This is a genomic window from Streptosporangium sp. NPDC003464 (assembly GCF_053588315.1).
Genome location: NZ_JBSFPS010000300.1, coordinates 1 through 12,096 on the forward strand (window position 1 = coordinate 1; position 12,096 = coordinate 12,096).

The following is a 12,096-nucleotide window of genomic DNA, read 5'->3' on the forward strand; positions in this document are numbered from 1 at the left end:
GAGCGGCAGATCCGCGAGGTGGCCAGGGGCGAGCTCGACCTCGCGGTGGTCCAGGACTGGACGAACCGGCCGATGGCCGTCCCTGAGGGGCTGTCCCCGGGATCGCCAAGGTCACCGTGGTCGAGATGGGCGCGGTCATCGGGGCGCACGCGGGCCCCGGCATGCTCGGCCTGACCGTCTCGCCCTGCGCCTGACGCCCCGGCCCCTCCTGACGTCCCGGTTCCTCCTGGCGTCCCAGTCCCTCCTGGCGTCCCGGTCCCTTCTGACGTCCGGTCCTTCTTGGCGTCCCGGATCCTTCTGGTGTCCCGGATCCTCCTGATGTCCCGGTTTCTCCTGGCGTCCCGGTCCCTCCTGGCGTCCCGGTCCCTTCTGACGTCCGGTCCTTCTTGGCGTCCCGGATCCTTCTGGTGTCCCGGATCCTCCTGATGTCCCGGTTTCTCCTGACGCGCCGCCGTACTCGTCGCGGTCGGTCGCCGACATGGCGCGTCGGAACGATCGCCGGACCGACGTGGCGTAACGCCTTCTCGGCCGCGCTCGCCCGTCACGGGTGCCACACCCGGGGGCAGGGCCGGACCGTGGTGGCGTCGACCTCGAACAGCATGCCTGGGCGTGTCCGGACAGCGATGTCCACAGCCTCGCCGTAGGGCGGACAGGTTGTACACAGAGCCGCGTTCGGCCAGCGATCGCCCGGTGGTACCGCCGTAGCGTCCGGGTTGTGCGGACCACAGAGCAGGCCACCGAGCGATTGCGCGCCGCGTCACGACTGCGGATGCTGACGGCGTCCGGCGCTCCTGCCCCCACCCCCTTTCCGCCGTTGCCCCACCGCCCGGGCCCCCGGGCCCGTTCTGACGGCCCGGTCGCTCCCGCACGGTCCGACACCTCCGTGACACCCGGCGCTCCGAACAGCCCGGTCCACTCTGCCGCCTCCGCCGATCTGGACAGCCAGGCGCGGTCCGATGGCGCCGCCGGTCTGGCCCGTCGGGCATGGGTGAGTGGTGTCGCAGGTCCGGAGAGGCGGGCGCGGGCCGGTGGCTCCACCTCTGCAAATGGCGTCGCCCCTGCAGGTGGTCCGGCGCACTTTGACGGACCCGCCGCCCGGATGCGCTCCGGCCCGATCCCGCCCTCCTTCGAGGCCCTCCGTACGGCTGTCGCCACCCAGGGGCCCATGCTCGCCCCCGGCCGCCCAGGACTGCGCCTGCTCCTCCTCATCGCCCTGGTCGCGGCCGTCGCCGGTGGGGTCCACCTCTGGCGATCGCAGCCGGAGCCCGAGCCCCTGGCGCCGCCCTCGCCCGTCTCCGGTCCTCCTCTCCCGACACCGGCCTCCACCCTTTTCGCTTCCCCGCAGTCCGGTTCCTCACGGCCCGGTTCTCCGCAGTCCGGTGCTCCGTTGTCCGGCAGTGCCATCGAGGTGACCGTTCACGTCACCGGAAAGGTCCGCCGCGCCGGAGTGATCACTCTGCCCGCCGGTTCCCGAGTCACCGACGCGGTCCAGGCCGCCGGCGGCGTCCGTAGAGGGGCCGCCGCCGGCCCTCTCAACCTCGCCCGCAAGCTCGTCGACGGCGAGCAGATCGTCGTGGGCGCCTCCGGTCCCGCCGTCGCGGCACCCGCTCTGGCCGACCCCGCCGCGGCCGTCCTCGACCTCAACGCCGCGACTCAGCAACAGCTCGAACAACTGCCAGGTGTCGGCGAGGTGCTCGCCCGCCGTATCGCCGAATACCGCGACAGCCACGGCGGCTTCCGCACAGTCGAGCAGCTCCGCGACGTCAGCGGCATCGGCGACCGGAAATACGCCGAGCTGAAAGACAAGGTCCACGTATGACCCGGCTCCTTCTCAAGACGCGGCCGTCGGGCTGGTGTTCTCGGGGTGCTGTCATCGGGTCGGTGTCTTCAGGAGCTGTGAATTCTGATCTGGTGTCTTTGAAAGTGCGGCCGTCGGGCTGGTGTTCTCGGGGTGCTGTCATCGGGTCGGTGCTTTCAGGAGCTGTGGGTTCTGATCTGGCGCCTTTGGAGGCGCGCTCGTCGGCTCGGGTCTTTCGGGGGATGCGGTCGTCGGCCCGTTGTCTCCGGAGGGCGCGGTCATGAGCCGGTTCGGTGCCTCCGCCATGATCCGGGACGACGGCCCCGCCGAGAGGGGCCTGCGCGCACATACTCTCCACCTGGTCCCGTCCGCCCTCGCGTCCTGGGTGACCGCTCTCGTCCTGCTGGGCTGCTCTCCCTCGGCGGGGGCCGCGGTGGCCGTGGTGGCGGCTGTGGGTGCGCTCTCGGTGGCCGTGGCGGTCCCCGGCGGAGGGATGGCCGGTTGGCGGAACGTCCTGATCGCGGTGCTGGGATGCGCGGCGGCCGTGGCCGCGGCGGTGGCCTTCCGGGTGCACGCGGTCGGCACGGGGCCGGTGGCCGAGCTGGTGGACAGGCGCGCTTCGGCGGTGGTGGAGGCGGTGATCACGGACGACCCCCGGGAGCTGCCCCAGCGCGGGGGGACGTTCCGGAGGGAGAGTTCCGTGGTGCCCGCCCGCATCGAGTCGATCACGACGTCGGCGGGCAGGATCACGTTGCGCGCTCCGGTGGTGATGTTCGTTTCGGGAGGTGAGTGGCGGTCGCTGCTGCCCAGTCAGCGGGTGGCCGTCCAGGGACGGTTCGGCCCGGCCGGCTCCGGAGAGCTGCTCGCGGCGGTGGTGCTCGTACGAGGACCGCCGCGAGTCATGAGCGGTCCCTCATGGGTGCAGCGCACGGCCGGGATGTTCCGGTCAGGGCTGCGGGAGGCGGCCGGTGTGCTGCCGCCGCTGCAGCGCGGCCTGTTGCCGGGGCTCGTGGTCGGTGACGTCTCCCATCTGGACCGGCAGGTCAGGGCCGACTTCAAGGAGGCGGGGCTCAGCCATCTCACCGCGGTCTCCGGGGCGAACCTGGCGGTCATGGCTGGGGCGGCGGTCGCGCTGGCCCGGACCGCGGGGCTGCCGCTCGCGGCCCGGGCACTGCTGGCGGTGGCGGCCATGCTGGCCTTCTCCGTCGTCGCCCGCCCGTCGCCCAGTGTGCTCCGCGCCCTCCTCATGGGCACCGTCGCCGCGGTGGCGCTCGGTACGGGCCGCTCGCGCGACGGTGTCGCGGCACTGTCGGTGACCGTCCTGGGGCTGATCCTCTTCGACCCCGTCCTCGCCCGGTCCTACGGCTTCGCCCTGTCGGTCTGCGCCACCGGCGGCATTCTGGTCCTCGCCCCCCGATGGCGGGACCGCCTCGCGGGGCGGATGCCCCGCTGGGCCGCCGAGGCGATCGCCGTGCCCGCCGCGGCCCAGGCGGCGGTCACCCCGGTGCTGGTCCTGATGTCCGGCCAGCTCGCACCGGTGGCGATCCCCGCCAACCTGCTCGCCGGGCCCGCCGTCGCACCCGCGACCCTGCTCGGGTCCGTCGTGGCGCTGGTCGCGCCCCTGCACATGGGACTGGCTCAATCGCTGGTGCGGCCGGCGGGTCTCGCCGCCGGGTGGATCATCGAGGTGGCGGAGCACGCCGCCGGACTCCCTCTGGCGGTGATCCCGTGGCCGGGCGGTGTCACCGGACTGATCATCCTGGCCGTCGCCGCCCCGATCGCCGTCCTGGTGCTGCGCCGCCGGTGGTCGCGCCGGGCCGCCCTGGCCGTGGTGACCGGGGTGGTCGTCGCCGTCGCCGTGGTGACGCCGGCTGCCGCTCGCTGGCCGCCCAGAGACTGGCTGCTGGTCGCGTGCGACGTCGGCCAGGGGGACGCGCTGCTGGTCGCCGCCGGGCCGGGCCGGGCCGTGGTGGTGGACGCGGGACCGGACCCGGTGCTGATGGACCGGTGCCTGCGGTCCATGGGGGTCCGCGAGGTGCCGCTCGTCGTCCTCACCCACCCACACTTCGATCATGTCGGCGGACTGGACGGCGTCTTCCGAGGTCGCCGTGTGGGGGCGGTGGTGGTGACCCCGCACAGAGTCGCGGAGCGGGAGAGCACCAGGCTGAGCGCCGGCCTCGCCCGTCGCCGGACCGTCGAGTGGCTGGCGCGGCCCGGCGCGACCTGGCGGTTCGGCCCCTCCGAGCTCACCGTCCTCGGCCCGCCGGCCGAGGCGCCCCCGGTGGGAGGAGGGGAAGGGGCGGTGTTCAACAACGCCAGCGTCGTGGTCCATGTGCGCTGGACGGCCGGTACGGCGCTGCTCAGCGGAGACATCGAGACCGAGGCTCAGGCGGAGCTGCTCCGGAGAGGTCTTCCCCGGGCCGACATCCTCAAGATCCCCCATCACGGATCGGCCGGCCACGACCCGGCGTTCTTCGCGGCCACGGGTGCCCGTGCCGCGTTGATCAGCGTGGGAACGGACAACGACTACGGCCATCCGGCCCCGTCGACTCTGGCCCGGCTGAACGGGCTCGGCGTGCGCGTCTACCGGACCGACCTGTCGGGAGACCTCGCCGTGGTGGCCCGCCAAGGAGGACTGGCCGTCATCCCTCGGGGCCGTCCCGGCCGGATGGGATCTCCATGGCCCTGACGGCGTCGACCAGCCGGCCGTGCGGCGGCGCCGGGTGGCCGGAATCTGCCGTACCGTGTACGGTACAGCGTACGGTTCATATGGCGCCGGAGGAGGTCCGGGGCGGGCCCCGTCGAGGGCGGAGGGCCGGTGGCCGTGTGCCGGGCAGAGTGCCGATCATGAAGGAGCAGACAGTGACGGAAACCCAGGGATCCCCGTTCGATGGCGGTGCCTTCACCCCGACAGCCGAGGACCGGCAGAGCGTCGAGGCGTGGTTCGCCGAGTACGACGCCCACAGCGCGAAGGTCGACGTCGAGCGGATGGCGGACATGGCGATGTTCCCCCTCAACGTGGTGACCGACAGCGCCGACGGCGAAGGTCTCGCGGCCCAGTGGACACGCGAGCGGTTCATGCGCACGATGTCCGAGGTGATGGGGGGCGGTGAGCAGGGAGAGATCCAGATGGAGTCGACCCGTACGCCGCACTTCCTGACCAAGAACCTGGTCGTCGTGGTCACCGACGCGACGATGACCATGAACGGCGAGGCGTACGGCATGCGCTATGCGGACCTGTTGGTGAAGGCCGGCGGCAGGTGGGTCTTCCAGACCATGGTGCAGGGAGGGTGGGCCGAGGCATGGAATGAGGCCCCGCAGAGCGCCTGACCGCCTTACGGCCGCCCGCTCCACGGACCTCCCTGCCGGCCGGGCCGCGAGGAACGCCGGCTCCCCGGTGGGGCCCCCGCACGTGCTCTCCCCGTCTCCCCCGTGCAGGGGTCAGGCCCTCCCGTGCGGGGATCAGGCCCCTCCGTGTGTTCAGGCCCTCCCGTGTGAGGGGCAGGTCCCTCCATGTGGGGGGGTAGGTCCCCGTGCGGGGATCAGATCCCCCGTGTGGGGGAAGTCCCTCTGTGTGGTCAGGCCCTCCCGTGCGAGGGTCAGGCCCCCTCATGCCGGGGTCAGGCCCTCCCGTGCGGGATCAGATCCCTCCGTGTGGGGGACAGGTCCCCTTGGGGGGCAGGTCCTCCCGCGTGGGGGTCAGGCTGAGGATTTGGCCGGGCGGTGAAACTCGGTGTCCACGTCGGCGGCGTACACGGAACGGCTGCAGGGTGCGCAGCGGTACATGATGGGGCCCTCGTCGAGGGCCGTCCCGCAGTGCGGGCAGGTCTGGCGGCAGGTGGTGGAGTTCATCGTGGGTTTCGCCTTTCTTGCTCGCTCCAAGACTGCCCCAGGCCGCCTGCATTCGGATTGCGAATGGCTTGCTTGTTGTGATCCGGTCACCGGCGCATGGCATGCTGCTGAGCATGGCGGCGACCGTTCCAGCACCCGTGACCCTGATACTCGGCGACGAGGAGTTGCTGGCCGACCGTGCGGTGGGAGAGGTGATCGCGGGGGCCAGGGCGGCGGATCCGGGGACCGAGGTGCACGATCTGACCGGCGGGAAGGTGGAGTCGGGGGAGCTGACCCGGCTGACTTCGCCGTCGCTGTTCGGCGACAGGTCGGTGGTGGCGATCCGCTCGGCCCAGGATCTGGCCAAGGAGGTCATCGCCGAGATCGTCTCCTACGCCGCGCATCCGGCCGAGGACGTCACGCTGGTCCTGGTCCACCCCGGCGGGGTCAAGGGAAAGGCTCTGGTGGACGGGGTCAAGAAGGCCGGCGCCCACGTGGTCACCGTCACCAAGCTGACCAAGCCGGCCGAACGGCTCGCGTTCGTCAAGGCCGAGCTGAAGCGGGCGGGACGGACCATCGGCGGTGACGCGGCCGCCGCCCTGCTCGACGCGGTGGGCAACGACCTCCGGGAGCTCGCCGCGGCCTGCAGCCAGCTCGCCTTCGACACTCCGGGCAAGGCCATCGACGAGGCGGCCGTCGCCCGCTATCACCGGGGCCGGGCAGAGGTCAGCGGGTTCACCGTGGCCGACTCCGCCGTCGAAGGACGCCTGGGTGATGCCCTTGAGCAGCTCCGCTGGGCGCTCGCCACCGGGACGGCCCCGGTCCTGTTGGTGAGCGCGCTCGCAGGAGGGCTGCGCTCGCTGGCCAAGGTGGGTGGAGCCCCGCGCAACCTGCGTGGCGGGCAGCTCGCCAGCCATCTCGGCATGCCGCCCTGGAAGATCGACCGGGTCCAGCGGCAGCTGAACGGCTGGGGCCCCGACGGCATAGCCCGGGCGCTCCAGGCCGCCGCCGCCGCCGACGAGCAGGTCAAGGGTGGTGGCGCCGACCCCGCCTACGCGTTGGAGCACATGATCCAGACCGTCGTCGCCAGCCGTACGGGCCGTTAGCCCCTGTCCTGTAGCCCCTGTCCTGCCGGCTCTGCCGCGGCGAGGTGCCGTCCGGGGCGGGGCCCGGCGCCCCGATGGCCGGAAAGCTCGGGCGGTGCCTAAGTGGTTCGCGGGTTCGGGGTGGTGCCTGGGTGGTCCGCGGGTTCGGGGTGGTGTCTAGGCGGTCTGCGGGTTCGTGGTGGCGCGGGTGCGGCGGAGCGAGGGGAGCTGGCCGAGCACGGTCGCGGCGAGGGCCAGCGCGAAGCCGGTGAGCTGGAGCGGGCTCAGGGACTCGCCGAGGGCGATCCAGCCGAGCAGCGCCGCCGTGAGCGGGCTGAGGGTGCCGAGCAGGGAGACTTGGGGGGCGGGCAGCCGGGAGACGCCGCGGAACCACAGGGTGTAGGCGGCGGCCGTGCCGACGAGGCCCAGCCAGAGGTAGCCGCCGATGGCGGCTCCGTCCAGCGCGGGCGGCATGCCCTCGACGGCGAGGGCCACCGGAGCGATCACCAGGCCGCCCGTGGTGAGCTGCCATCCGGTGAGGGCCAGGTCGCCCACGCCTGCGGGCTTCCCCCAGGAGCGGGTGAGGACGACTCCGGCCGCCATGCCCGCAGCGGCGATGACGCCCGCCACGATGCCGACGGCGTCGAGAGCGGCGTTGGCCCGTAGCACGACGAGGGAGACCCCGACCGTGGCGATGATCCCGGCGAGCACGCGGTGGACCGGGACGGTCTCACGCAGCACGGCACGGGTGAATCCAGCGACCAGGAGCGGCTGGATGGCGCCGAGGACCGCCGCGACACCACCGGGCAGCCGGTAGGCGGACAGGAAGAGCAGGGGGAAGAACATGCCGATGTTCAGCGCGCCCAGCACCGACGCGCGCCACCACCAGTCGCCCTTGGGCAGCACCCGCGTCACGGCGATCAGGAGCAGCCCGGCGGGTAGCGCGCGGAGCAGGGCGGTCAGTAGCGGGCGGTCTGGAGGGAGGAACTCGCTGGTCACGATATAGGTGGTGCCCCAGACGGCGGGGGCGAGAGCGGTGGCGGCGATGAGGGCCGGACGCGGGGCTGTCACGGGGGACTCCTTCAATAAGATCAGTAGCAAGTAACTTAGCACTAAGTTATTTATAGTCAAGCTATCCTGATCGCATGACTGAGGACCCGGTTGACCGGATCGTGATGCAGTGGCAGCGGGAGCGGCCCGACCTGGAGCCGTCGCCGATGGGGATCTTCGGGCGGATCTACCGGATCGCCCGGCTCATGGGGGACCGCATAGAGGAGGTGTACGCGGCCTACGGCATCGGCCGGGGTGAGTTCGACGTGCTCGCCACCCTCCGCCGGGCCGGCGAGCCGTACACGCTGTCACCCAAGGCCATGACCGCCACGCTCATGCTGACCTCCGGCGGCATGACGGGACGGCTCGACCGGCTGGAGCGGGCGGGGCTGATCGTCCGCACTCCTGATCTCGAGGACCGCCGGGCGCTGCGCGTCAGTCTGACCGCCCAGGGGCTCCAGGTGATCGATGAGGCCGTGGCCGCGGGACTGGCACCCCAGCACCAGGCACTGGCCGTGCTGTCGGAGGAGGATCGCGAGCGGCTCGGTGACCTGCTCCGGGCCCTGATGGGCGCCCTGGAGTAGTCCGGCCCGGCGAGGAGCGATCTCCAGGTCCGCCGGATCTGGTCTGCCGAGTCGCGTTGGCCATGTCCTACCTGGCCGGGGAGCGGTCGCGTGTGGCCACGCCTGGCCTGGCTTGGGAGTGGTCGTATATGGCCACGCCTGGCCGGGGAGCGGTCGCGTGTGGCCATGCCCGACCTGGCCTGGGGTGGTCGTGTATGGATCCGCCCGGCCTGGGGGTGGCCATGTATGGATCCGCCCGGCCTGGGAGCGGTCACATATGGATCCGTCCGGACCGACGTGGGTCCGCCCAGCCCGGAGGCGGCGCGGTCCGCGGGTCCGCCCGGACCAGCCTGTGGAGGGGCCGGGGCGTAGGGGAGCGGGGGCCGGGGGAACGCCAAGACGCCGCACCCCCCTTTATCGAGGGATGCGGCGTCTGGAAGAACCTGGGTTACTTGGCAGCCGAGAGCTCGACGACGCGCTGGGCGATCGCCGACTTGCGGTTGGCGGCCTGGTTCTTGTGAATCACGCCCTTGCTGGCGGCCTTGTCCAGCTGGCGGGAGGCGGCGCGCTGGAGCACGACGGCCTCGTCGACGTTGCCCTGGTCGGCGGCCTCGCGGAACTTGCGGATCGCCGTCTTGAGGGACGACTTGACAGCCTTGTTACGCAGCCGGGCCTTCTCGTTCTGCCGGTTGCGCTTGATCTGGGACTTGATGTTCGCCACGAAGAAGCCTCGGTGAATGTCGTCGGAGTGGGGCGCGCGGGCAGAGAGGGCGCGCCACACGCAGTTGAACAGGCTACCAACTGCCCGGACGGTCGCTCAAATCAACCGACTGGACAGAGGGATGCCTGATCAGCTTACCGTGCTCCCGTCACGGACGGGACCAGAATCGCTCGTATTCCGACCAGTCTTCCTCCGTGGCCGCGAAGTCGACGTAGAGGGCCAGCCCGAACCGCTCCCGGCCCCTGCCGTGGGAGGTCAGCGCCAGGCGCGCCCCCTCGGCCGCGGTCGCCACGCTCTCCGCCGCGTCGGACCACGAGACGCCGTGGTCGTGGTAGGCGGGCGCGCCGAGCAGCAGGGTCTTCTCCGGCGGCACGAGATCCAGGGCGAGGGTGCCCTGCCGTACGACGTGGCCGCCGTAGAGCAGCTCGGAGGGGAGGAAGGAGTCGTAGGTCATGACCGCCACCTGGTCGGTGCGGGCCGCGACCTCCCGGAAGTAGTCGGGCGACCAGTACTTGTCGTGGCCGATGACGGCGCGGACGGCCGGGCGGGTCAGCGGGAACGGCTCAATCTGCGGGGTGGAGGTGGACAGCAGCCCGTCGCCGACGATCGGGCGCGTACGGGTCAGCAGGTCCAGGAAGTCGGTGTCGCCGCTGCCGATCGGCTCGAAGTTGTAGTGCACGCCGTCGAAGCCGAGCTCCATGACGTGGCGCACGCCGTCCAGCACGCGCTGCCGGGAGGCCGGGTCGTCGAGGTCCAGGACGCCGTCGACCTTCTGGCCCAGCCACGCCGACACTCGGACCTTGGGCAGCTCCGCGCGCCACCACTTCAGGAAGTCCTTGGCGGCGGGGTGCCTGTCGCCGGGCAGCGATCCGTCGGAGCCGAACGGGCCCGCGTGGACGTAGACGTCCTTGACGCCTGTCTTGCGCAGCCGTACGGCCAGCTTCTTCACGTCGGCGGCGCCCTTGCGGCCGTCCACCCACATGTGACCGAGCCACAGGGCGTCATGACCGGTGCTCTTCGCCCACGAGGCGGGTGTCCCGGTAAACTGGAGCGTGAGGGTGGCCGCGGCCACCCCGGGCAGCACAAGGAGCAGGGCCGCCACCACTGTCAGAAACCGCAGGCCGCGCCGTGCTCTGGTCCGGGCAATCACCCGGACATGTCACCATGGAAGACGGCTGGTATGCCAGCCGTAGATCGTCGTCAATCCCGTCGAAACGGACACCGGTGCGCATTCAGCCTGGCCAGACCGATCCCGCGGTGATCCGCAATTTCTGCATCATCGCGCACATCGACCATGGCAAGTCAACGCTTGCCGACCGCATGCTGCAGATCACCGGTGTGGTCGACGACCGCTCCATGCGCGCCCAGTACCTCGACCGGATGGACATCGAGCGCGAGCGCGGCATCACCATCAAGTCGCAGGCGGTCCGGCTGCCGTGGCAGGTGGACGGCACCGACTACGTCCTCAACATGATCGACACCCCCGGGCACGTCGACTTCACCTACGAGGTGTCCCGCTCGCTGCAGGCGTGTGAGGGCGCGATCCTGCTGGTCGACGCCGCGCAGGGGATCGAGGCGCAGACTCTGGCCAACCTCTACCTGGCCATGAACAACGACATGACGATCATCCCGGTGCTCAACAAGATCGACCTTCCGGCCGCCCAGCCGGAGAAGTACGCCGCGGAGATCGCCCACCTCATCGGCTGCGAGCCGGAGGACGTGCTCAAGGTCTCCGGCAAGACCGGCGTGGGCGTCCGGGAGCTGCTCGACCACGTCGTGCAGAACATCCCGGCCCCGGTCGGCGACGCCGAGGCGCCCGCCCGCGCGCTGATCTTCGACTCCGTCTACGACACCTACCGGGGCGTGATCACCTACGTCCGGGTCATGGACGGCCACCTGGGCAAGCGCGAGCGCATCCAGATGATGTCCACCGCCGCCTCCCACGAGACCCTGGAGATCGGTGTCATCTCCCCCGAGCCGAAGATCGCCGACAAGGGTCTGGGCGTCGGCGAGGTGGGCTATCTGATCACCGGTGTGAAGGACGTCCGCCAGTCGCGGGTCGGTGACACCGTCACCTCCCTCGCGCGGCCGGCCATCGAGCCGCTCAGCGGCTACGAGCACCCCAAGCCCATGGTGTTCTCGGGCCTCTACCCGATCGACGGCGACGACTACCCCGAGCTCCGCGAGGCGCTGGACAAGCTCCAGCTCAACGACGCCGCCCTGGTCTACGAGCCGGAGACCTCCGCGGCCCTCGGCTTCGGCTTCCGCTGCGGCTTCCTGGGCCTGCTCCACATGGAGATTGTCCGTGAGCGCCTGGAGCGCGAGTTCAACCTCTCGCTCATCTCCACCGCGCCCAACGTGATCTACCGAGTGATCATGGAGGACGGCAAGGAGGTCACCGTCACCAACCCGTCGGAGTTCCCCACGGGCAAGGTCGACCAGGTCTTCGAGCCGATGGTGAAGTCCACGGTGCTGGTGCCCTCGGAGTTCATCGGCGCGATCATGGAGCTCTGCCAGAACCGCCGGGGCAACCTGCAGGGCATGGACTACCTGTCGGAGGACCGCGTCGAGATCCGCTACACCATGCCGCTCGGCGAGATCATCTTCGACTTCTTCGACCAGCTCAAGTCCCGCACGCGCGGCTACGCCTCGCTGGACTACGAGCCCTCGGGGGAGCAGGAGTCCGACCTGGTCAAGGTCGACATCCTGCTCCAGGGCGAGGCGGTCGACGCCTTCAGCGCCATCGTCCACAAGGACAAGGCCTACGGCTACGGCGTCGAGATGGCCAAGAAACTCCGCGAGCTCATCCCGAGGCAGCAGTTCGAGGTCCCGATCCAGGCGGCCATCGGCGCCCGTGTCATCGCCCGCGAGAACATCCGCGCCATCCGCAAGGACGTCCTGGCCAAGTGCTACGGCGGTGACATCTCCCGTAAGCGCAAGCTCCTGGAGAAGCAGAAGGAGGGCAAGAAGCGGATGAAGATGGTCGGCCGCGTCGAGGTCCCCCAGGAGGCGTTCGTCGCCGCGCTGTCCACCGAGTCCTCCGCCGAC

The 12,096-nt window shown here is 71.0% G+C and carries 9 protein-coding genes; 6 read left to right on the plus strand and 3 right to left on the minus strand.

Annotation, left to right across the window (positions count from 1 at the left end):
• The first annotated feature begins 1,387 nt into the window (after positions 1 to 1,387).
• The 4 genes from ACWDS7_RS41145 to holA all read left to right on the plus strand — a co-directional run bounded on the left by ACWDS7_RS41145 (position 1,388) and on the right by holA (position 6,735).
• Entirely contained in the window at positions 1,388 to 1,819 is a 432-nt protein-coding gene (locus ACWDS7_RS41145; RefSeq protein WP_451933702.1) for a helix-hairpin-helix domain-containing protein, read from the plus strand.
• 259 nt (positions 1,820 to 2,078) lie between these two features.
• Entirely contained in the window at positions 2,079 to 4,487 is a 2,409-nt protein-coding gene (locus ACWDS7_RS41150) for a ComEC/Rec2 family competence protein (RefSeq protein WP_451933703.1), read from the plus strand.
• A 158-nt stretch (positions 4,488 to 4,645) separates the two neighbouring features.
• A complete protein-coding gene (locus ACWDS7_RS41155; RefSeq protein ID WP_451933704.1) occupies positions 4,646 to 5,128 on the plus strand; it encodes a nuclear transport factor 2 family protein in 483 nt (160 codons plus the stop codon).
• 635 nt (positions 5,129 to 5,763) lie between these two features.
• Positions 5,764 to 6,735 (plus strand): DNA polymerase III subunit delta, encoded by a 972-nt coding sequence (gene holA, locus ACWDS7_RS41160; protein ID WP_306857099.1) that lies wholly within the window; start codon positions 5,764 to 5,766, stop codon positions 6,733 to 6,735.
• A 156-nt stretch (positions 6,736 to 6,891) separates the two neighbouring features.
• On the opposite strand, the gene ACWDS7_RS41165 is transcribed toward holA, so the two are convergent.
• On the minus strand, positions 6,892 to 7,785 hold the full coding sequence (locus ACWDS7_RS41165; RefSeq protein WP_451933705.1) for an EamA family transporter: 894 nt from the start codon (positions 7,783 to 7,785) through the stop codon (positions 6,892 to 6,894).
• A 74-nt stretch (positions 7,786 to 7,859) separates the two neighbouring features.
• Here ACWDS7_RS41165 and ACWDS7_RS41170 point away from each other — a divergent pair, with 74 nt between their 5' ends.
• Positions 7,860 to 8,348 carry a MarR family winged helix-turn-helix transcriptional regulator gene (locus ACWDS7_RS41170; RefSeq protein WP_451933706.1) on the plus strand — a complete coding sequence of 163 codons (489 nt, stop codon included), beginning with the start codon at positions 7,860 to 7,862 and terminating at the stop codon, positions 8,346 to 8,348.
• Between the two features lie 427 nt (positions 8,349 to 8,775).
• Here the strand turns inward: ACWDS7_RS41170 and rpsT are convergent, their stop codons facing one another.
• Complete coding sequence (gene rpsT / locus ACWDS7_RS41175) at positions 8,776 to 9,048, minus strand: 30S ribosomal protein S20 (protein ID WP_306857103.1); 273 nt, start codon at positions 9,046 to 9,048, stop codon at positions 8,776 to 8,778.
• A gap of 148 nt (positions 9,049 to 9,196) precedes the next feature.
• On the minus strand, positions 9,197 to 10,198 hold the full coding sequence (locus ACWDS7_RS41180) for a hypothetical protein (protein WP_451933707.1): 1,002 nt from the start codon (positions 10,196 to 10,198) through the stop codon (positions 9,197 to 9,199).
• A 74-nt stretch (positions 10,199 to 10,272) separates the two neighbouring features.
• Between ACWDS7_RS41180 and lepA the strand changes: the two genes are divergently transcribed.
• Positions 10,273 to 12,096 (plus strand): translation elongation factor 4 (gene lepA, locus ACWDS7_RS41185; protein WP_451933708.1); only part of this gene is annotated, 1,824 nt, incomplete at its 3' end.

Bases quoted from the DNA above. Each gene is read 5' to 3' on its own strand.
- ACWDS7_RS41170 (WP_451933706.1), top strand. From the start codon at position 7,860: ATGACTGAGGACCCGGTTGACCGGATCGTGATGCAGTGGCAGCGGGAG.
- ACWDS7_RS41150 (WP_451933703.1), top strand. From the start codon at position 2,079: ATGAGCCGGTTCGGTGCCTCCGCCATGATCCGGGACGACGGCCCCGCC.
- holA (WP_306857099.1), top strand. From the start codon at position 5,764: ATGGCGGCGACCGTTCCAGCACCCGTGACCCTGATACTCGGCGACGAG.
- ACWDS7_RS41155 (WP_451933704.1), top strand. From the start codon at position 4,646: ATGAAGGAGCAGACAGTGACGGAAACCCAGGGATCCCCGTTCGATGGC.